General features: G+C 68.3%; 19 protein-coding genes. 8 read left to right on the forward strand and 11 right to left on the reverse strand.

The genetic code is table 11. From position 1 onward, the window contains the following. The first annotated feature begins 97 nt into the window (after window positions 1-97). The 3 genes from rsmI to ACFXHE_RS27905 all read left to right on the forward strand — a co-directional run bounded on the left by rsmI (window position 98) and on the right by ACFXHE_RS27905 (window position 3,173). Window positions 98-952 (forward strand): 16S rRNA (cytidine(1402)-2'-O)-methyltransferase, encoded by an 855-nt coding sequence (rsmI, locus tag ACFXHE_RS27895; RefSeq protein WP_379387411.1) that lies wholly within the window; start codon window positions 98-100, stop codon window positions 950-952. A 100-nt stretch (window positions 953-1,052) separates the two neighbouring features. Further along, window positions 1,053-1,826, forward strand: coding sequence for a CPBP family intramembrane glutamic endopeptidase (locus ACFXHE_RS27900; protein ID WP_379387412.1), 774 nt, complete (start codon window positions 1,053-1,055; stop codon window positions 1,824-1,826). A gap of 102 nt (window positions 1,827-1,928) precedes the next feature. Further along, window positions 1,929-3,173: a cytochrome P450 gene (locus ACFXHE_RS27905; protein WP_379387413.1), complete on the forward strand. Its 1,245-nt coding sequence runs from the start codon at window positions 1,929-1,931 to the stop codon at window positions 3,171-3,173. Window positions 3,174-3,407: 234 nt separating this feature from the next. On the opposite strand, the gene ACFXHE_RS27910 is transcribed toward ACFXHE_RS27905, so the two are convergent. Next, window positions 3,408-4,562 carry an alpha/beta hydrolase fold domain-containing protein gene (locus ACFXHE_RS27910; protein ID WP_379387414.1) on the reverse strand — a complete coding sequence of 385 codons (1,155 nt, stop codon included), beginning with the start codon at window positions 4,560-4,562 and terminating at the stop codon, window positions 3,408-3,410. Window positions 4,563-4,661: 99 nt separating this feature from the next. On the opposite strand from ACFXHE_RS27910, the gene ACFXHE_RS27915 reads away from it, so the two are divergent. From ACFXHE_RS27915 to ACFXHE_RS27925, 3 genes are read left to right on the forward strand one after another with little or no spacing between them, the layout of a single operon-like run. Then, window positions 4,662-5,246 carry a dihydrofolate reductase family protein gene (locus ACFXHE_RS27915; RefSeq protein WP_379387415.1) on the forward strand — a complete coding sequence of 195 codons (585 nt, stop codon included), beginning with the start codon at window positions 4,662-4,664 and terminating at the stop codon, window positions 5,244-5,246. Further along, window positions 5,243-5,788 (forward strand): dihydrofolate reductase family protein, encoded by a 546-nt coding sequence (locus tag ACFXHE_RS27920; RefSeq protein WP_379387416.1) that lies wholly within the window; start codon window positions 5,243-5,245, stop codon window positions 5,786-5,788. The genes ACFXHE_RS27915 and ACFXHE_RS27920 overlap by 4 nt, the downstream gene beginning before the upstream one ends. Beyond that, a complete protein-coding gene (locus ACFXHE_RS27925) occupies window positions 5,788-6,597 on the forward strand; it encodes an alpha/beta fold hydrolase (protein WP_379387417.1) in 810 nt (269 codons plus the stop codon). The genes ACFXHE_RS27920 and ACFXHE_RS27925 overlap by 1 nt, the downstream gene beginning before the upstream one ends. Here the strand turns inward: ACFXHE_RS27925 and ACFXHE_RS27930 are convergent. The 9 genes from ACFXHE_RS27930 to ACFXHE_RS27970 form a co-directional block, all read right to left on the reverse strand. Beyond that, a complete protein-coding gene (locus tag ACFXHE_RS27930; RefSeq protein ID WP_379387510.1) occupies window positions 6,543-8,681 on the reverse strand; it encodes an MMPL family transporter in 2,139 nt (712 codons plus the stop codon). The genes ACFXHE_RS27925 and ACFXHE_RS27930 overlap by 55 nt on opposite strands. 122 nt (window positions 8,682-8,803) lie before the next feature. After that, window positions 8,804-10,009: a peptide synthetase gene (locus tag ACFXHE_RS27935; RefSeq protein WP_379387418.1), complete on the reverse strand. Its 1,206-nt coding sequence runs from the start codon at window positions 10,007-10,009 to the stop codon at window positions 8,804-8,806. A gap of 14 nt (window positions 10,010-10,023) precedes the next feature. Then, the gene (locus ACFXHE_RS27940; protein ID WP_379387419.1) at window positions 10,024-11,064 is read right to left on the reverse strand and encodes an NAD-dependent epimerase/dehydratase family protein; all 1,041 of its coding nucleotides are present in this window, start codon (window positions 11,062-11,064) and stop codon (window positions 10,024-10,026) included. Then, window positions 11,061-11,330 carry a hypothetical protein gene (locus ACFXHE_RS27945; RefSeq protein ID WP_364622935.1) on the reverse strand — a complete coding sequence of 90 codons (270 nt, stop codon included), beginning with the start codon at window positions 11,328-11,330 and terminating at the stop codon, window positions 11,061-11,063. The genes ACFXHE_RS27940 and ACFXHE_RS27945 overlap by 4 nt, the downstream gene beginning before the upstream one ends. Further along, the gene (locus ACFXHE_RS27950; protein WP_379387420.1) at window positions 11,327-13,147 is read right to left on the reverse strand and encodes a fatty acid CoA ligase family protein; all 1,821 of its coding nucleotides are present in this window, start codon (window positions 13,145-13,147) and stop codon (window positions 11,327-11,329) included. The genes ACFXHE_RS27945 and ACFXHE_RS27950 overlap by 4 nt, the downstream gene beginning before the upstream one ends. Beyond that, entirely contained in the window at window positions 13,144-14,055 is a 912-nt protein-coding gene (locus ACFXHE_RS27955) for a hypothetical protein (protein ID WP_379387421.1), read from the reverse strand. Before ACFXHE_RS27955 ends, ACFXHE_RS27950 begins: the two co-directional genes overlap by 4 nt. A 9-nt stretch (window positions 14,056-14,064) precedes the next feature. Next, window positions 14,065-15,117, reverse strand: coding sequence for a 3-oxoacyl-ACP synthase III family protein (locus ACFXHE_RS27960; RefSeq protein WP_379387422.1), 1,053 nt, complete (start codon window positions 15,115-15,117; stop codon window positions 14,065-14,067). 417 nt (window positions 15,118-15,534) lie between these two features. After that, window positions 15,535-16,224, reverse strand: a complete 690-nt coding sequence (locus ACFXHE_RS27965) for a TetR/AcrR family transcriptional regulator (protein WP_379387423.1) — start codon at window positions 16,222-16,224, stop codon at window positions 15,535-15,537. A gap of 120 nt (window positions 16,225-16,344) precedes the next feature. After that, entirely contained in the window at window positions 16,345-16,587 is a 243-nt protein-coding gene (locus ACFXHE_RS27970; RefSeq protein WP_379387424.1) for a hypothetical protein, read from the reverse strand. A gap of 175 nt (window positions 16,588-16,762) precedes the next feature. Here ACFXHE_RS27970 and ACFXHE_RS27975 point away from each other — a divergent pair, with 175 nt between their 5' ends. Together ACFXHE_RS27975 and ACFXHE_RS27980 are read left to right on the forward strand one after the other, a co-directional pair. Beyond that, window positions 16,763-17,569: a helix-turn-helix domain-containing protein gene (locus ACFXHE_RS27975; protein ID WP_379387425.1), complete on the forward strand. Its 807-nt coding sequence runs from the start codon at window positions 16,763-16,765 to the stop codon at window positions 17,567-17,569. 35 nt (window positions 17,570-17,604) lie between these two features. Next, window positions 17,605-18,408, forward strand: coding sequence for a helix-turn-helix domain-containing protein (locus tag ACFXHE_RS27980; protein WP_379387426.1), 804 nt, complete (start codon window positions 17,605-17,607; stop codon window positions 18,406-18,408). Between the two features lie 252 nt (window positions 18,409-18,660). Here the strand turns inward: ACFXHE_RS27980 and metG are convergent, their stop codons facing one another. Further along, window positions 18,661-20,217 carry a methionine--tRNA ligase gene (gene metG, locus ACFXHE_RS27985; protein ID WP_379387427.1) on the reverse strand — a complete coding sequence of 519 codons (1,557 nt, stop codon included), beginning with the start codon at window positions 20,215-20,217 and terminating at the stop codon, window positions 18,661-18,663. Between the last annotated feature and the right edge of the window lie 88 nt (window positions 20,218-20,305).

A 20,305-nucleotide genomic window follows, 5' to 3' on the forward strand; every position in this document is an offset into this window, starting at 1 on the left:
AGTCCCGCCGCGGTGAGGATGGAGGTTGGCGGTGCCGGTCGATCGCATCGATAGAGTCGGGGGCGAGTTGGCGGACCTTTCGAGGAGTAGGAGCACCATGAGCGCGGAGCCGAGTGCCGGCGGACGGCTGGTCTTGGCGGCCACTCCCATGGGCGATATCGGGGATGCCTCGCAGCGGCTGCGGGACGCGCTGGCCACCGCCGAGGTGGTGGCCGCCGAGGACACGCGCCGGACCCGGTCACTGGCCAAGGCCCTGGACATCGAGATCACCGGCCGGGTGGTGAGCTTCTACGACCACGTGGAGACCGCGCGGATCCCGATGCTGCTCGAGGAGATCGAGTCCGGTCGTACCGTGCTGCTCGTCACCGATGCCGGGATGCCGTCGGTGAGCGATCCGGGCTATCGGATGGTGGCGGCCTGCGTGGAGCGCGGCCTCCCGATCACCTGTCTGCCGGGCCCGTCCGCGGTGACCACCGCGCTCGCGCTGTCCGGCCTCCCGGTCGAACGGTTCTGTTTCGACGGCTTCCCGCCCCGCAAGTCCGGTCAGCGCAAGGAGTGGCTGCGCACCCTCACCGCGGAGCCGCGGGCCGTCGTGTTCTTCGAGGCCCCGCACCGTCTTGCGGACTGCCTGGCCGATGCCGTCGAGGTGCTCGGCCCGGAGCGCCGCGCCGCGGTGTGCCGCGAGCTCACCAAGACCTACGAGGAGATCGTGCGCGGCACGCTGGCCGAGCTGGCCGCGTGGGCGGTCGAGGGCGCGCGGGGGGAGATCACCGTGGTTCTCGAAGGCGCGCAACCGGTTTCCGCCGAGCCCGCCGACCTGGTGGGCCAGGTGGAGGCGCTGATCGGTTCCGGGCTGCGGCTCAAGGACGCGTGCGCCGAGGTCTCCGCGGCCACGGGGGCCTCGCGCCGCGAACTCTACGACGCGGTGCTCGCCGCCCGGGCCGCCGAATAGCCGGGTAAGACTCGGGACTGGCTCTCGAGTCTGATATCGCGGTGCGGGAATCACTCTCGGGTGTGAGGACCGTCGAGGACCGCGGTGCGACCATCGCGGGGTGATCTCGAATGAGGTGCGGCGGTCGGGAAGTATCGGCGCGATGGTCGGCACCTACGTGGTGCTAACGTTTCTGGCGTCCGGAGTTCTGCTTGTGATGCAGGCGAATTCGGGGATCGACCCGGCGGCGCTGTCGCTGACGCAATTCGGGCCCGCCGTGGCGGTGGGGGTCGTGGCCCTGGTGTGGCGGCAGCGCCTGGCCGCCCTGCTGCCCGCGCCGGTGTCGTGGGACGTGGTACGCGGACATGGTGTGGCGGTGGTGGTTTCGTGTGCGGCCACCGGCCTGTCGACCGCCGCGATGGCCTCCGACTCGATGAAGCTGCACGGTCCGGTGGCGGTGGGTGGGGTGCCCTTCGCGGTGTTCGTGCTGCTCCAGCTGGTCGGGGCGGCGGGGGAGGAGGCGGGCTGGCGCGGATTCCTGCAGCCGGTGCTGGAGTCGCGGTATGCCCGGCCGGTGGCGATCGGGATCACCGGGGTGGTCTGGGCGGTGTGGCATGTGCAGGCGTTCGCGGCGGGACCGGCGGTGGCGGCGGCGTTTCTGGCGGCGGTGCTCGGATTCGCCTGTGTGCTGGGGTTTCTCGCGGTCGGCAGTTACTCGCAGCGCGTGCTGATCGGCACCGTCGGGCACTGGCTGATCAACGTGGCGCTGTACTTGGTGATGGGGGACGACACACTGGGCCTGCCGCAGCTGTACTACTACGCTGCGGCGGCGCTGGTTGTCGGTGCGGCCGTGGGGATTTCGCGCCGGGGATCGGGCGTCCGCGCGGCCGGATGATCGGCAGGCGCGGCCGAGATTTGTGCACTCCGAGTGTATGCAGCGGCTGGGGTGGCCGATGGCGGGGACCCGTCAACCCGGCCGCTGTTAGAGTCCCCGATCATGGTGCACGAAACCGATGTCCCGGCAGGCGAATTGGCGATCGAGCCTTTCGTGCTGACCGATGACTTCTATCAGCACCCGCACGCCGCATACGACCTGCTGCGTGCGCGCGGGCCCGCGCATTTCGTGCGTTTCCCGGACGGCGGCACCGGCTGGCTGATCACCGACTACGAGGCGGCCAAGGCGGCCTTCCTGGACCCTGCCATCAGCAAGGCCCTCAAGTCCGAGGGCGCGCGCACGGCCCTGGCGGGTGATGGCGCGGGCGCCCAGGCGGCCGGCGCCATGTTCGGCGACATGATGCTCTTCTACGACCCGCCGGAGCACACCCGCCTGCGCACTCTGGTGAACCGGGCCTTCAGCGGCCGTGCCGTGCGTGAATTGGCCTCACGCATCACCGAATTGGCCGACGCTCTGCTCGCCGACCTGGCCGCCGACGCCGCCGTCGATCAGGATCTGCTGGACCGCTACGCCTTCCCGCTGCCCATGCTGGTCATCTGCGAACTGCTCGGTGTGCCCCACGCGGATCGCGACGACTTCCGCGCCTGGTCCACCACCCTGGTCTCCAATGACGAGACCGTCGAGGCCCGCGGGGCCGCGGTGCAGCGGTTCCTCGCCTACATCGATCAGCTCATCAACGCCAAGCGCGACGAGCCCTCCGATGACCTGCTCTCCGAACTCATCTCGGCCGGCGAGGACGGCGACCGGCTCTCCCACCGCGAGCTGATCAGCATGGTGTTCCTGCTGCTGGTCGCGGGTTTCGAGACCACTGTGAACCTCATCTCGAACGCGGTCGCGATCCTGCTGACGGACAAGGACGTCCGGACCACACTGGCCGACAGCCCGGATCGGGTACGGGATTTCGTGGAGGAGGTGCTGCGCTACGAGTCGCCGGCGAGCGAGGCCACCTTCCGCTACACCACCGTCCCGGTCACCCTGGGCGGCGTCGAAATCCCCGCCGGCCAGCGCCTTCTGGTGTCCATGGCCGCCGCCGACCGCGACCCGGCCCGCTTCGCCGATCCGCATCGCGTGGACCTGGACCGCACCGACAAGAACCACCTCGCCTTCGGCCACGGCGTCCACCGCTGTGTCGGCGCGCCCCTGGCGCGCATGGAGGGCGGGATCGCACTCAGCCGCTTGCTCGCGGCCTACCCGGATCTGGAATTGGCCGCCGGGGCGGAACTGACCTGGCGCAAGTCCTTGATCGTGCGAGGTCTCACCGCCCTGCCGGTGCGGCTTCGCCCCTGAACCGGGCGTCGGCCCGTCGAGATGTGCGCACAACGAAGGGGGTTGTGCGCCCATCTCCGCGGGCCGATGCGCGCCGGCCGAATCGGTCTCCGCCGGTGGCGGTTCCGGCCCGGTTCACGGGTGCGCCGCGTTCAACGAGGAGCGTGGCGGCCCGGGTCAGCGCAGCTGTGTGCCACGAGCGGCATCCGTGGCATGCAGTTGCGTCACCGGACTACCGGTGCGCGACAGGAACATTCAGGGCGTGACCGGGGCCGGCTTCTGGAGGAAGTCGCCGACCTGGCCGACGGCCTCGGCCGCCTCCGGATGGAACGACCAATAGATCTGGAAGGCGTGCCCGTCGACCGGGTAGCTGTCGTGCCGGACCGCGACATCGGCCGTTCGCAGCCGCTCGACGAGCGCATTGGTATTGCGCCCGAGGCCGTCGAACTCACCGGATTGCACCAGGGTCGGCGGTAGGCCGGTGAGATCGGCGCACATGGGGTTGGCCTCCGGATCGCTCACCGGGCGGCCCGCCAGGTAGGCGGTCTGGAAGCGCAGGTGCTGTTCGACATCGGCGGGCGGGTCGTCGGCGGGGGCGTAGAAGTCGACGGCGGGGCACAGCAGGACGGTCGCGCGCGGCATGGGCAGTCCGCACTCGCGGGCGTGCAGCAGCGCCGACAGGATCAGCATGGCCCCGGTCGAATCACCCACCAGCGCAATACTTGCCGGTGGCTTACCGCACTCCAGCAGCCAGCGGTAGACGGTGCACACATCGTCGCGGGCGGCTGGGAAGGGGTGTTCGGGAGCGAGCCGGTATTCGGGTACGAGTACCCGGGTGCGCCCGGCCTCGGCGACCGCGCCCGCCATGCCGCGATACCCGTAGGCCGAGCCCATCATGAAGCCGCCGCCGTGCGCGTAGACGGCGACGGTGTCGGAGTCTCCGGGCGCGAGCTGGATTCCGGGCACCCCGCCGGCGTTCACCGGCTCCAGCTGCACGCCCTCCGGAATGGGGAACTGTGCGTGCATGAGTTCGAAGGCCGACCGCATGGGCGCCAGGTCGCCGTTGAAGGTCTCCTCCACCGGACTCCACAGCCGGTCCATACGGGCCGAGAGCTCGCCGCCCGCCGCGCGGGCCGCCGTCAGGGCGCTGTCCAGGCCGGCGAGCACGTCACGGGTTCGATCCAGCAGTGCCGTGCCCGCGGGAGTGAGGCCCACGCTGCGGGTATTGCGATGGAAGAGGTCACAGCCCACCAGCTTTTCGAGTGACCGGATGGTCCGGCTGAGCGCTGGCTGGGTGACGTAGAGCCGCTGCGCCGCGCGGCCGAAGTTCAATTCCTCGGCGACCGCGACGAAGGCGCGCAGGTGCCGGAGTTCCACGCCCTCGGGGGTCCGAGGCAGCGGCTCGACCATGCGCTCGAGTATGCCCGCCCCGCATTCATTCCGCTGCGGCATCGCTGTCTTGCGAACCCGGCAATTCCTTGGGCTTTCCGAAACTGCGACCGTGGACGCATGGGAAAAATTGTTGCAGGGCAGTACCTTTCACTGGACGGCGTGACCGAGAGCGGCTGGACCGGTCTCGCCCCGTCGATCTCACCGACCGATCCGCACACCGGGCCGTATTTCAACGACGCCGAGGTGCAGCAGGCCGTGGGCGCCATCATGGCGGGCAATGACGCCATGCTCCTGGGCCGCACCACCTACGAGGGCCTGAAACCCTTCTTCACCAGCCAGTCCGGCCCGTACTTCGACGCCGTCAACGCCATGTCCAAGTACGTGGTGTCCACGACGCTGGAGTCCACCGACTGGGCCAACACCACCATCCTGCGTGACAACCTGGCCAAGGAGATCGGCGCGCTCAAGGACCGGCATCAGCACATCGGCATCGGCGGCAGCGGCACCCTGGTGCGCTACCTGATCGCCCAGAACCTCCTCGATGAGCTGCACCTGCTGGTGTTTCCGCTGATCCTGGGCGGTCCGGGCGCGCGATTCTTCACTCCGGACCAGATGCCGGCCACCTTCACGCTGACCGACTGCCGTCCCCTGGACTGCGGTGTGGTGAACCTGGTCTACACCCGGCAGGAGGCCGCGGCATGAGCCGCCGCATCACCGCCAATGTCTACCTTTCCCTCGACGGCGTGGTGGAGGCTCCGGAGACCTGGCACTTTCCGTACCACGACGACGCGACTCAGGAAGCGGTGATGGCGGGACTGCGCGCCGCCGACACCCTGCTGCTGGGCCGCAAGACCTACGACATCTTCGCCGCCGCCTGGCCGGACCGGGAAGGGGAGATGGCGGACTGGTTCAACCTGACGCCGAGACTCGTGGTGTCATCGACGCTTCGGGATCCGGAGTGGAAGTACACCACCGTGCTCGCCCCCGACCGGCTCGTCGAGGAGCTCACCGAGCTCAAGGAACAGCCGGGCCTCGCAATCGCCGTGCACGGCAGCATCACCCTGGTGCGGACGCTGCTCGAGCACGGGCTGCTGGACGACCTCGTCGTCATGCTGCACCCCATCGTCGTGGGCTCGGGTGCACGGATGTTCCCCGGCAACGGCCCCCGGCTCCCGTTACGGCTCACCGCCGCGACCACTTTCGGCAGTGGCATCCAGGCCCTCACCTACACCAAGGACAACTGATGGAACCCACCACAGGCTTCGTGGACTCCAAGGACGGCACCCGCATCGCCTACACCCGATACGGTTCGGGCCCGGCGGTCGTGCTCGTCGACGGCGCGCTCGCCGCGCAGGAGTTCGGCCCCAACAAGTCACTCGCCGAAGCGCTTTCGAGCCGCTACACCGTCTACACCTACGACCGGCGCGGCCGGGGCGGGAGCGGCGACAACCGGCCGGTCGACATCGAGCGTGAATTCGAGGATCTCGACGCGGTCATCGACCTGGCCGGGGGACCGGTGATGCTGTATGCCATCTCGTCGGGCGGCGGCCTGGTCCTGGACTACCTGCGCAGCGGCCGCACGGTGCGCAAGGTCGCGCTGTACGAGGTGCCGTTCGTGGTCGACGACAACACCCGCCCGCCGGCTCCGGCCGACTATGTCGAGCACCTGACTTCCCTGCTGGCCCAGGGCAAGAACGGTGATGCGGTCAAGTACTTCATGCGAGCGGGAGTGCATCTGCCCGCCCTCATGGTGGCCGCGTTCCCACTCTTCCCGGGCTGGAGTCACCTCAAGACGGTGGCTCCGACCATGGCCTACGACATCCAGTACGTCCAAGCGTTCCAGCGGGGCCGCAAGCTTCCGGCCGATCGCTGGGCCGAGCTCGACCTGCCGGTCACCGTGATCGCGGGCAGCAAGAGCCCCGCCTGGATGCGCAATGCCAATGCCGCGCTGGCCCAGGCGATTCCGGGCGCCTCGCACCGGGTTCTACCCGGCCAGACTCACCTGGTCAAGGCGCCCGTGCTGGCACCCGCGCTGATCGAATTCTTCGGCTGAACCTTTCTCCGATTACCCGGGGCCCACCAGTTGGCGGGCCCCATCAGCTTGACCAGGGCAGGAACCAGCAGCATGCGCACCAGGGTGGCGTCGATGAACAGCGCGATCACCATGCCCAGACCGAGGAAACGCATGGGCGTGAGCGGGGAGAGCGTGAATGCCCCGGTGATGAGCACCAGAAGCGTTGCGGCGGCGGTGATCACGCGGGCGGTCTGCACGGTGCCGATGCGCACCGATTCCTCGGTGTCGGCACCGGCGTTGTGGGCCTCCACCATTCGCGAGAGCAGGAACACCTCGTAGTCGGTGGACAGCCCGAAGACCACGGCGATGATGAGCACCATCATGCCCGCCGACAGTGGCCCGACGCTGATGTGCAGCGCACCCGCCAGGTGGCCCTGATCGAAGATCCAGGTCAGCACCCCGAAGGTGGCTGTCAGGCTCAGGAACGCCATGAGTACGGCCTTGAGCGGCAACACGATCGAGCGGAAGGCCAGTGCCAGCATGAGCAGGGTCACCGCCACCATCACCACGATCATGAGCGGCAACCGGTCCAGGACGGCGGCGATGCTGTCGACGGTGCTGGCGCTCTCGCCGCCGACCCGCAGGTCGAGTCCGTCCAGGCGCAGGTCACGCAGGTCGCGCACGACGTCCTGGGCCCGCGGCGAGCGGTCCGGAGCGGCCAGCGCCGCGTGGATGACGGTGGTGTTGTCGCGGGTGTCCAGCGCCGTCGCCTGGCGCACGCCCCGGTCGCCGCTGATCTCTCGCAGGACGGTGCTGATGGCGGTCGGAGTCGGTGCGCTGCCGTCGGTTTCGCGCAGCAAGATCGTCGCGCCACTGTTCGCGGCCGGGAAATGCGCGCTCAATTCCTCCACGGCGACGCGGGTTTCGTTCCCGGCGGGCAGTGCGGTGTGGTCGACATCGCCGAGCCGGACCCCGGACAGCGGTGCGGCGAGGACCAGCAGGATCGCACCGACCGCGATGGCGACCGTGCCCGGCCGGCGCATGACGGCGGTGACGACCCGTCCCCAGAATCGTTGCGCCCGTTCCTCCGAGCGCTCGAAGGCGTCCGCGCGCCAGCTCCACTTGCTGATGCGTGAGCCCAGCAGGGTGAGGATCGCGGGCAGCGCGGTCACCGAGAGCAGCGCGGCCAGCCCGACCGCGGCGATGGCCCCGATGCCGAGTGAGCGCAGCACGGCCAGCGGGAACACGAAGGTGCCCGCGAACGCGCACATGAGCAGCAGCGCCGAGAACAGCACGGTGCGCCCGGCGGTCCGCAGGGTGCGGGTCACCGCCTCCTCGGTCGAGCGCCCCCGCCCCAGCTCCTCGCGGAATCGTCCGACGATGAAAAGCCCGTAGTCGATGGCCAATCCGAGCCCCAGCAGCGACACCACATTCATGGCGAATACGCTGACCTCGGTCATCCGCGCGATGATCCCGACCGCGCCCAGCGCCCCCACCACCGCCAGCGTGCCGATGAGCACCGGCAGCGAGGCGGCCACCACCCCGCCGAATACCAGCACCAGCACGATCGCGGTCAGCGGGATCGAGATCGATTCGGCCAGCACCAGATCGTGCCGTGACTGATCGCTGATGGTGTCGGCCAGCGCGCTGTATCCGGTCAGCTTGGTGTCGATTCCCGGAATGCGCAGTGCGGCCGCAATTTTCGGATACTCCGCGACCCGCTGATTGTCGTTCCCCGCCGAGAACACGACCGCCACCGCCTGCCGTCCATCGGACGATCGGAGGTACTGCGATCGCGGACTGTTCCAATAACTTTCGACCGGCCGATCCAACAGCGCCGGATCGATCTTGCCGATCGCCTCGGTCACTCTCGGCCCGATATCGGTCAGCGACTGCCCCTCGGGCGTGGTGTAGATCGCGATGACATCCGGGTTCTGCGGTCCCAGGCGTTCGGCCACCCAGGCATCCACCGACGCTGATTCACCATCGGGCACCACGAATCCCGCCGAACTCACCCGCTGCTGCAGCCCGGCCGCGAACAGCCCGCAGGCCAGTGCGAACAGTACCGCGACCACCAGCACGGTCTTGGGCCGTGCCACCACGACCCGCGCCCAGGCGGCCATGAGGCCATCTGATTCCGCGGTCTCGGTGACCTCGGGGGAACTGTCGACGACGGTCATGGGGCACTCCGATCCTTGTGTGCGAGTGGCCTATTGCCGCGGCCGGGCTCGGGTCGAGAGGAGAGTCAGGCGGTCGCGTCCGAATTCGTGGGCGTCAGTTCGCTTTCCAGCGTGCGGACGATGCGGTCCAGCAGGGCGTCCAGGCGTTCCGGAATGCCGCGTCCGTTGCGGACCGAGACGGTCAGCTCGGTGCGTCCGCCGCATTCGGTCATGCCGATGAGCAGCGGCATGGCGACACTGTGCTGCGGCATGACCTTGATGGCGGTGGGGGCGAATCCGGGGACCGCGAGTGCGTCGAGGTCGTAACGGCCCATGTGGGAGACGGTGGCGGAGGCCAGGTTCCGGCCGGTACGGGAGCCGAGTAGGTTCAGCGTGCGCAGCAGCCCGCGCCCCGCCGCCTGCGGCAGGTATTTCAGCCCGCCGTTGTCCATCTGGTTGAGCTCGCGGTTCTCCTTCAGGCCCGCGCGCTTGATCTCGTTGAGCTGCTTCCAGTCGATGCCGGGCCGCACGTCCAGGAACAGCGGCAGCGCGAGATTCGCGGTGGACCGCAGTTCCGGGTCGTGGCGGCGGATGTCGACCGGAATCATGATGCGCGAGATCGGCCCGCCCTCCTCGGCGAGCAGCGCCGCCACCCGCATGAGCGCGCCCGGCCCGGTCGCGTGAATGGTGCGGGTGCGCAACAGGTGCCGGTGTTCGCCCGGGTCCTGCCGCCCGTGCCCGACCGCCGAGCGGAAGCGCGGCAGCATGAGCGTGGGCCGCCCGGGCGCGCCGACCTTGCGCACCAGTTCGGCGTCGGCGATCGGATCGGGCGCACCGACGGGTTCCTCACCGCGCAGCACCCGCAGCACATCCGTGGCCCACATGACCATGCCCATGCCGTCCATGACGCCGTGGAAGACCCGGAACACCAGGGTGGTGGGTCCCTTCTCGCCCTCGGGTAGGTCGGCCGTGAGCAGCAGCACCTCCACGGTGGCGTCCGGGGTCGGCCCGATCGGGCTGGTGAGCACCGGATCCGCCTCCAGCGCCGGATATTCCAGCACGTGGTCCACCACCCGCACGCTCGGCGCGACCCCGCTGTCCACCCACTGCTTGCCGTCGCGGACCAGCCGCGCACCCGGATTGGCGTCCGCGGCGGTGGCGACCGCGCGCCGCAGCGCCTCCGGATCGATGCTGCCCTGGCCCTCCACCACCAGCTGCATCAGGAACGGCGGCGCCAGATCCCGCATGGGGAAGTAGATGAGCTCGGTGGGGGAGATGGGACGGCGGAACATGTGTGTACCCCTGCCTAGATCTTCTCGGTCAATGCCACGATGCCGCCCTGGGTTTCGAGCCAGGCCAGGAACTCGGTCAGCCCGGTCTCGCGGTCCACGATCGGCTGGTAGCCGAAATCCCGGGTGGCGGCGGAGGTGTCGTAGGTGGCGGTGCGGGTCATCAGCGCCACCACGTACCGCGTCAGCGGCGGCGACCACCGGGTGGCGACGAACGGCAGGCGCCAGACGGTTTCGATGGCGGCCACCGCGGCGGTGAGCACCCTCGGATTCGGCTGCCGGGTCGGCTTCGGATAGCCGAGGCCGGTGGCCACCTCGCCGAGGAAGCCCCACACGTCGGTCTGCTCGGCGTCGGCGATGAAATACGCCTTGCCGCCGACCTGCTCGGAGCGGGCCGACAGGGCGGCCGCCTCGGCGATGTTCTCCACATGGCACAGCGAGGCCATCACCTGCTTGCCGTAGGACAGGTCCGGCAGCGTGCCCGCGGCCGCCCGCCCGAGCAGCCGCACGATCGGCCCGGATCGGTCGCCGGCGCCCCAGATGGCGCGGGGCCGCAGCGCGCAGGCCGTGAATTCGGCGGTGTTGGAAGCCAACACGGCGCGTTCGGCCGCGGCCTTGGTCTCCGAGTACACGTTCAGGTAGCGGCTCGGGTACGGCACCGATTCGTCGATGTCCACCTGATCGCCGCCGTCGCGGTCCATGAGTGCGCTGGGGCTGGAGATGAACACGAACCGCGAGGCCCCATTGCGCTTGGCGGCGCGCAGCAGATTCTCGGTGGCCGTGACGTTCTCGGCCACGAACTGCGCCCGGGTGCCGCGGTCGTCGACCCGCGCCGCGCTGTGGAACACCACATCCACGCCCTTGGTGGCGCGTTCGAGCGACACCTGATCGGTGAGATCGCCGGTGATGATCTCGATCTCGTCGATGACCTCGTACAGGTCACGCAGATTGCTGGTGGGCCGGGCCAGGATGGCCACCTCGAAGCCGCCGTCCCGGAGGAGGCGGCGCACGATCGCCCCGCCCAGGAACCCGGATGCCCCGGTTACCAGTGCCTTCACGCCGCCTCCTGGGTCTTCCACCACGTGATTCCGAAGATCTGGGTCATGGCCGCCGTCTTGACCGGCGAGTGCTCGGTGCCCGCGGTCGCCTTCAGTGCGGCCGGGATCTGGGCCGCGTGCACCACGATGCTGAGGAAGGCGTCGATCCAGAACACCGCCCGCAGCAGCCGGTTGGCGGGGGCGCGATCGCCCGCCGCCAGCAGCAGCCCCAGGGCCAGGTAGAGCCATCCCAGTACCGGAATCGCCCGCAGCACAGTCACCTTCATCGTCCGTCGTCCTTTCCGAGCTGCTCCGCCGCCCAGACCGCGAGTTGTTCGCGGCCGATCTTGGCATTGTGTCGGATATCGACCGGGAACTTCGGATGGAACAGGAACGTGGAAACCGGTGCGGTGACATCGAATTCGCCGGCTCGCTGCCGCAACTGCGCCGTCAGCGCCGCGGTGTCCGTGCCGGGCGCGGCCTCCACGCAGAGCACCGGCAGCTGCGCGCCGCGGGTGCCCACGCCGACCAGCGCCGTGCGGACCACCCCGGGCAGTATGTTGAAGACCTGCTCCACCTGCACGGAGAACATGGGTCCGGCGGCGGTGTGCACGCGCTGACTCTTGCGGCCGCAGAACCAGATCCGGCCCTCGCCGTCGATCCAGGCCAGGTCGCCGGTGCGATGCCACACCGTGTCGTCCTCGTGGATCTTGCCCGCCAGGTTCGCCGACTCGGGCCAGTAGTAGCGGGTGCTCACATTCGGTCCCGACACCACCAGTTCGCCGATGCCGCGGGTGGCGACCAGCTCGGATTCGCGGGCCTCGGCCTGCGACCAGGTCGGGATGGGATCGTCGGTGATGGCGACCAGCCGGGCCCGCACACCCTCGGCGGGCCGCCCGACACAGGTGCCGTCGCCCAGGTGCGCGCGCTCCGCCAGACCGCCCAGCAGTTCCCGGGATTCGATGGTGGACATGGGCAGCGCCTCGGTGGAGCCGTACCCGGCGTACACTTCGGCGTCCTCGGCCAGCACCTGCCGCAGCCCGGCGATGCACCAGTCCGGGACGGGGGCGCCGCCGGAATAGATGCTGTGCAGGGTCGGCACCGGCGTCTTGTGCGTCTCCAGGTGCCGCAGCAGCGGAATCAGCACGGCCGGGGAGGCGAACATGGTCTTCACGCCGAACCGGTTGAGGGCGTCGACCACGTGCGCCGGATCGGTGGAGCCGACCTTGCTCGGCACCAGCGGCGGTAGTACGCACCGTGATCCGAGCAGCATGTCGAGAATGCCCACCAGCGGCAGCGTGATCAGCGAGGTGCCCGGTTCCACCCGGCCGCGCGCGGCGTGCACCTGCTCGACCATGGCGCTGAGATTGCCGTGCGTCATCTCCACGGCCTTGGCGGGCCCGGTGCTGCCGGTGGTGTAGGCGATGAGCAGCACCTCGTCCGCCGGCGCCGGCACCCGCTCGCGCAGGGTGAAGGCGTCGAACGGGGCCCGGTGCTCGCCGGCGGTCCGCCGCTCAGCGCGGGCGGCCAGCAGTTCCTCCAGTCGCGCCGCGACTTTCGCGCCGACCGGACCGGCCGCGCCGTCGGCGTGGAACCGGTTGCCGAGCCGGCCCGCGGTCACCGGCGCGCCCCAGCTGCGCAGGGTCGGTCCGCTCCAGAACCACCGCGGGCCGACGGTGAGAGTCACCCGCACGTTCCGGAAGTACCTGCCGAACAGCACTCGTGCCGCGTGCGCCTGCGGAATGCCGATGAACGCCTCGGCATTCGCGGCGCGCAGGCAGTTGAGCATCTTGCGCAGGCCCATGCCCGGATCGATGACCACCGGGATGGCGCCGATCTTCAACAGCCCCAGCATGATCGCGTACAGCTCCGGGCTGGGCAGCACCAGCACGATGGTGCGGGTGCCGCGGCCCATGCCCGCCGCGGCCAGGTGCAGGCCGATGGTGTCGGACCACTCGTCGAGCTCACGGTAGGTGAGGTGGCGGTAGTCCGGGAGACCGGAGGCGGTCTTCCCCGCGGGGTAGATCACCGCCTCACGGTCCGGATCGGCGGCCACCACCGCTCGGAAGCGGTCGATGGCCTGCCAATAGGTCGCGGTGGTCACGCCGCGGCTCCGGCGAGGGCCGGGAGCCGGTAGACGACCGCGGCGGCCGAGGGGCCCGCACCGGCCGCCACGAACAGCACATCGCGGTAGCCGGCCAGCGAATCCGCCTGGGCGGCGGTGTGATACGCCAGGGTGAGCGCGGCCGTGTGCGGGTCACCGTCGGTCAGGTCCGGGGTGAACACCGCGTCCGCGGCGATGCCGAGTTCGGCGGCCAGCCGGGCCGGGAAGTCGGCGCTCGGGGTGGCGGCGATGAGGGCGGTGGTGGTCTTGTCGACCGCACTGTCCGACAGCGCGGCGCGCGCGGCCTCGGCGGCGGTGGCCAGCAGCCGGTCCAGGTAGTCGGGTTCGCGCTCGACCGTCATGATGCCGCGGCCTCGATCGCCCATCGTCTCGGTGTCCACGTAGGACTCCAGGCCCGGAGCGCCCGCGGAGGCGCGGGTGTGCACCCGGCCGAAGCCCTCGGGCTCGCCGGTCTGCTCCAGCAGCAGCGCCGCACCCGCGGTGGCGTAGGGGAATTCGTCGTCGGCGGCGGAGCGCGTCAGCGAGGGGTGGGTGTCGCCCGACACCACCAGCACGTGCTCGGCGCTGCCGGTGGCCAGTACCGCCTGCGCCACCTGCACGGCATTGAGCACGCCGGTGCCGGCGTTCATGAGGTCGAAGGAGAACGACCGCGGGTCCTCCTTCACGTAGTCGAGCCCGATGCCCGCGGCCTTCTGGATCAGGGCCGACACGGCCGGCTCGACGGTATTGCTGTCGCGGAAGATGCCCGCGTTGATCATGACCCCGACCTGCCCGGGCTCGATGCCCGCGCTCTCCATGGCCCGCCGCGCGGCCCGGCCGCTGAGCTCGACGATGCTGAAAGTGTCGGTGTCCCGGCTGATTCCGGTGGACTTGATGCGCACACCCATGGCAGTACCTCAGACCTTCAGCGACGAGATGGTGGTGGACAGGAAGCCGCCGACGACGCCGGAGGCCGCCGGAATCATCAGGATCTTCGACCCGGCCGCCAGGTTCTGCTGGCTGAGCTGATCGTGCAGCACGATGAAATGCGAAGTGCTGGAGGTGTTTCCGTACTTCTCGATGACATTCAGGTCCGGCGGCATGGGGTGGCCGAACTCGCGCTCGGCGATCGCGTTCATGAACGGAATCGCGGCCGCGCCGAACTGGTGGTGGATGATGTAGTCGAAACCCTCGTCGGCGAAGGTGATCCCGTTCGCCTCCATGAAGTTGCGCTGGGTGTCGGTCCACAGCAGGAACCGCGCCTCGTTGTGCATCTTCCGGTTGTCGGTGTAGAGCGCCACGCCATTGGACTTGTCACTGGGCATGCCCAGGCACAGGTGCGAGAACTCCGAGGCGGTGGTGAGCTCGATGTAGTGGATCATGTCGTTGTCGTCCACGGCCTCGTCGAGCACCACGGCCGCACCGGAATCGCCGACGGTCAGCGACGCGAATTGCAGATCGTATTTACTGGAAATCTCGTTCACGGCCGTTTCGGCAATAGGCGTAATGGCCTCGCCGCTGACCACGATGCCGCGTTTCACCGCGCCACTGCGAATCATTCGGTCGAGAATGTAGACGCCACTCATCATGCCCGCGCAGGCATTCGAGAGATCGAAGGCGATGACATCCTCCCGAGCGCCGATGGCACGGCCGATGGTACCGGCGAAGGATGGCTCCATGTACATCTTGGTGCCCTCCCTACTGCGCGTGATGGAGGTCGAGATGATGATGTCGAGATCGCCTGCGGCATAGGATGACCTGGACAGACAGTCCTCGACGGCCTTCATGGCCAGGGCGAAGGAGTCCTCGAGCGTCTCCGGGCGGGTGTCGCGGAAACGGCGTTCCTTGACTCCCGTGATTCGTTCGAGATCGAACTCCGGGACCTCCTTCAATTGTGAAAGCAGTTCGGCTGTGGTAATACGCTTCTCGGGCAGATAGGCGCCGATGGACTCGAATCGAGATTGCGGCACAGGGGACTCCTGAAACTGGGAGGCTGAAACCTCGTGGAAGAGAGTGAAATGTGTGTTCGTCAAGCTCGGATGAACTGAGGCTACCCGAGGGTAACTAGCTTGGGGAACTAAAGCGTTCCGAGTAGCTGTCTGAGACGAAACGTGAACGCTCGCTTAGTGTTACGCGCGGTGTCGCAAAATTTCCGCACCCAGCCTGGCTGTCCGCGGCCTGGCTGAAGTGGGGGTTCGCCGAAAGCCGGGCGCTGTGGTCACCGCCTGGTGATCGTCCGTTATGTGTCATCGGTATGGCTCGGGGATGACGAACCGAGCTTCTCGCTGTGAGTGAGTTCACCCGGCCACGTCACACCCGCACGCTCCGGTGGCCCCGACCCGAAAACTGTCTGAGCGACAGTGGATTTCGCGACGGGGCGTAGCGATTCAGGCCTGTGCGGGCAGGCCCAGCACCGCGACCACGAACTCCACGAACAGCGGCGCCAATTCGGGCACCCGATGCGCCCCCTCGGCCACGATGACCCGGCGGGTGCGTTCGCCGATGGCATCCGGAATCAGCGCGAACAGCTCGTCGGCGATGACCGGCAGGCTCGGATCGGTCGCGCGCGCCTGGGCGTAGAAGACCCGGTACAGATCCGCGAACCGATCCACCGACAGATCCCGCAGCGCCACCGACTCCTGATCCACCTTGAACGCCTCGACCAGCATCAGCCGCGCGAAATCCGGTTCGGAGGCCACGGTTTCGCAGAAGGTGACCACGATGGACTCGATGCGCTCGTACGCGCCGGCATCGGTGGGCAGCTGCGCCAGCTCGTCGGCGATGCGGGTCGCGATGATGTCGGAGGCGGTGCGCACCGCCTCGACGAAGCAGTGTTCCTTATTGCTGAAGTGCTCGTAGAAGGTGCTGCGCGAGACCCGGGCCCGCGCCACGATATCGGTGAGCGTGGTGGCGTGGTAGCCCCTGGCCTCGACGCATTCCACCATGGCCTCGAGCAGCCGGCCGCGCTGCGAGGTGAGGACGGCGTCCCGGGCGGCACGGTGCCGTTCGTCGAAGTTGGTGCGCTGCAACGTCCCCTGTGGTGCGCGAGCCGTCATGTGGACCTGCCTGTCGCGCATCCATTCCCTCTCTCACTGAACCGCGTTCGCTTCAGATGGTCATTATCGGTGGGCGCCCGGATCGGGGGGCTCCCGGGATTGCGGTCGGGTGACCTCAGTCGCCGCCGGGTACCTCGAGCGCTACGGCCGCGGCAGCCGCAACACCGCGAAGGTGAAGGCTCGCAGATCCGGAATCCGTTGCGGCAGTTGGTAAATCTCCCCACGCTCGAGCAGCCGCCGGATGCGCTCGGCAATGGCGTCGACGATCAACACCAGTAGCCGCCCGCGTTGCGAGATCAGCAGCGCTTCCCGATCCGCCCGATGTCGATCGGAGTGCCCGTTCCGGCGCGACGAAAGACCATTCCTCGTGTCGTTGGGCCGCATATGCATATCGTTGCATTGACGGATCGGCCTTCGCCATCCGCGTGGATCTCTGCCCAGGTCCGGGGTCGCTGTCGGGTGCCGCGGTCCGTACGCTGGCTGGACCGGAAAACTGGATCCTCACTGGCTACTTCGGTAGATATTTAGCTGAAGGATTGCTGGATGGATAGGCGGACAGATGCTCGACGCGCTCACCCCGGTTCCGGAGCAGCCGCTGCTCGGAATGTACCTGCGGCACCGCCGGGAGAATCAGGGCCTCACACAGGAGGAGACCGCTCGGCGGATGTTCGTCAGCGTCTCGCTCTACCGGAAGCTGGAGAGCGGGGAGCGCACGGTCTCGGCGGACCGGCTCGAGGACTGGTGTGCCGCCATGGACGTACCGATGTGGATGCTCGAGAAGGTGGTCTCGCTGGCCCTGCCCAGGGTGTCCACCTTCGCGCGCGGCACCTGGCCGCCCCGGCTGCGCCAGGAGGACCTCGACCATCTCGAGGCCCTGCCCTATCCGGCGTACTTCCACCGCTTCCCCGAATACGAGGTGCTCGCGGCCAATCGGGCTGCCAGCGGGGCGTTTCCGTGGTTGGCCCCCGCGGCGCCCGACGCCGACCGCCCGGTCAATGTCATCGAGCAGTTCCTGACCATCCCGGAAGCTCGCGAGTTGCTGGTCAACTGGGACACCATCGTGCACCGCCTGGTTTTCGGCCTGCGCGTCCTCTCACCCGGCGTAGTCGCCCCCGAGCGCCTGGCCCAGATCATCGAAACCTGTAGCGTCAACCCGGAATTCGCGCGCATGTGGAACACCCCGATGGAAGAAGACCTGTTCAATGACTCGCTCGTGCAGGTCCGCAACCCGGCCACCGGCGAGATCATGAGCCTGACCATGCGTTCCTACAACGCATTTCACCCGCAGAACTGCTCCTACCAGCTGTTCATGCTCACGCCACGGTCGCCCGGGACCACCACCATCGACCCGTGCGCGGTCCCCTGACCGGGGTCCGGCTGCTGTTCAGAGTAGGAGATCAGGTGTTCGAATCGTTCGATCCGGTTCCCGAGCAGCCGTTGGTCGGGATGTACATGCGCTTCCGGCGGGAGACGCTGGGGATCACGCAGGAGGAAGCCGCCCGGCGGATGTTCATCAGCGTCTCGCTGTACCGGAAACTGGAGAACGGGGAACGGTCCATGTCGGCCGACCGGCTCGGGGACTGGTGCGCGGCCATGGACGCGCCGATGTGGTTGCTCGAGAAAATGGTCTCGTTGGCGATGCCCAAGGCATCGCGCCTGGCGGTCGGAACCTGGCCACCGGATCTGCGCCCGGAGGATCTCGAGCACCTCGAGGCGCTGCCGGTCCCCGCGTTCTTCCACCGATTCCCCGAGCAGGAGGTGCTCGCCGCGAATCGGATTGCGCTCGAGGGCTTCCCATGGCTGGCCCCCGCGAGTCCTGATGCCGAGCGGCCGGTGAACGTGATCGAACAGTTCATGACCATCCCCGAAGCCCGGGAGCTGATCGTCAATTGGGAATCGGTTGTCCGCCGGCTGCTCTTCGGTCTGCGGGTCATGTCGCCCGGGCTGGTCGAGCCCGCCCGGCTCGAACAGATCCTGGAGACCTGCCGGACGAATCCCGAATTCGAACGTCTCTGGGCGGCCCCGATGAGCGAGGAGCTGTTCAACGATTCGCTGGTGATGGTCCGCAACCCCATGACAGGTGAGCGCATGAGCTTCACGATGCGCTTCTACAACGCCTTCCACCCGCGGTGCGGCTACCAGCTCTTCGTGCTCACGCCACGCGCGCCCGGCACCCCAACCGTTGATCCCCTCGCCAACAGCTGATCCGGGCCCGCCGGTCAGTGCGGGTGCCCCAAATCGTGCTACCGCCCCAGGTTGACCAGCGCGGTAAGCGGACCGGATGCTGGAACGGCGAGATCAGCCGCTGCCCGATCCGATTCCGCGGATCGGGCAGCGGCATGTTCGGCGCCGCATTCCCGTTCCGGCGATGGTGGAGTTCGGAGGGGAATCTCCACCCGCGGTCGGCGGGTGGGACTCGGTGCCCGCCCGCCGGAGGGCGGCGGGCGGCACCGGTTCTTACTTCGGTTCGACGTACTTCGGGAAGACCACGGCCGGTTCCGGCAGGGCGGTGCCCGGGCGGAGCGGGGTGGCGAGGTCCGCGAAGTTGCGGTCGGTGACGCCGAGCAGGTCCAGGATCTTCCCGGCCGAGCCGGGGATCACCGGCTGGACCAGGATCGAGACGATGCGCAGCACCTCCATGGTCACGTAGAGGATGGTGCCCTCGCGGGCGGTGTCCTCCGGTGTGCCGGCCTTGGCCAGGGTCCAGGGCGCCTGGGCGGAGAAGTAGCGGTTGGTCTCACCGAGGGTGAGCCACAGCTGCTCCAGACCCAGATGGATCTGCTGCTGGTCGAACTCGGCCCGGACCTTCTCCAGCAGGTCGCCCGCGCGCTCCAGCAGGGCCTTGTCGTCCTCGGTGAACTCGCCCGGGGTCGGGACGACGCCGCCGAAGTCGCGGGCCACCATCTTCAGGCAGCGCTGGGCCAGGTTGCCGTACTCGTTGGCCAGATCGGCATTGATGCGGCCGACGATGGCCTCGTGGCTGTAGGAGCCGTCCTGGCCGTAGGAGATCTCACGCAGCAGGAAGAAGCGCACGGCGTCCAGGCCGAAGGTGTCGACCAGGTCCATGGGATCGACCACATTGCCGACCGACTTGGACATCTTCTCGCCCTTGTAGTTGACGAAGCCGTGCACGAAAACCCGCTTCGGGAGCGCGATTCCGGCGCTCATCAGGAAGGCGGGCCAGTACACGGTGTGGAACCGCGAGATGTCCTTGCCGATGATGTGCAGGTCCGCGGGCCAATACCGCTGGAACGACGCCGAATCGGTGTCGGGGAAGCCCGCGCCGGTCAGGTAGTTGGTGAGCGCGTCCACCCAGACGTACATGACGTGCTCGGGGTGACCCGGCACCGGCACACCCCAGTCGAAGGTGGTGCGGGAGATGGACAGATCCTTCAGGCCCGACTTCACATACGAGACGATCTCGTTGCGCCGGGTCGCGGGCGCGATGAATTCCGGCCGGGTCTCGTACAGTTCGAGCAGCTTGTCCTGATAGTTGGACAGGCGGAAGAAGTAGTTCGACTCCTCGGTCCACTCCACCGGGGTCTTGGTGTCGGTGGAGATGCGGGTGCCGTCCTCGAGGAGGGTGGTCTCCTCCTCGGTATAGAACGCCTCGTCGCGCACCGAGTACCAGCCGGCGTAGGTGTCGAGGTAGATGTCCCCGGCCTCGACCATGCGCTCCCAGATCGCGACCGACGCGGCCAGGTGGTCCTCGTCGGTGGTGCGGATGAAGCGGTCGAAGGAGATGTCGAGCGCCTTGTCCATGTTCTCGAAGACGTCGGAGTTGCGCGCGGCGTACTCCTGCTCCGCGAGACCGGCGGCCTTGGCGGCCTGCTGCACCTTCTGGCCGTGCTCGTCGGTGCCGGTCATGTAGAACACATCGAAGCCGTCCAGCCGTTTGAAGCGGGCCAGGGCATCGGACGAGATGTACTCGTAGGCGTGCCCGATGTGCGGTGCGCCGTTCGGGTACGCGATGGCCGTGGTGATGTAAAAGGCGGGGCGATCGGATGCGCTCATGGTGTGTCTACTCTATCTGCGTGTCCTACGTCGCTCGCGTGAATATCCCCGTGGCAGGTGCCGCCCGTCTTTCCTTCAGGGGATGGGT

This window comes from Nocardia sp. NPDC059229 (assembly GCF_042754165.1).
Classification (GTDB): Bacteria; Actinomycetota; Actinomycetes; order Mycobacteriales; family Mycobacteriaceae; genus Nocardia.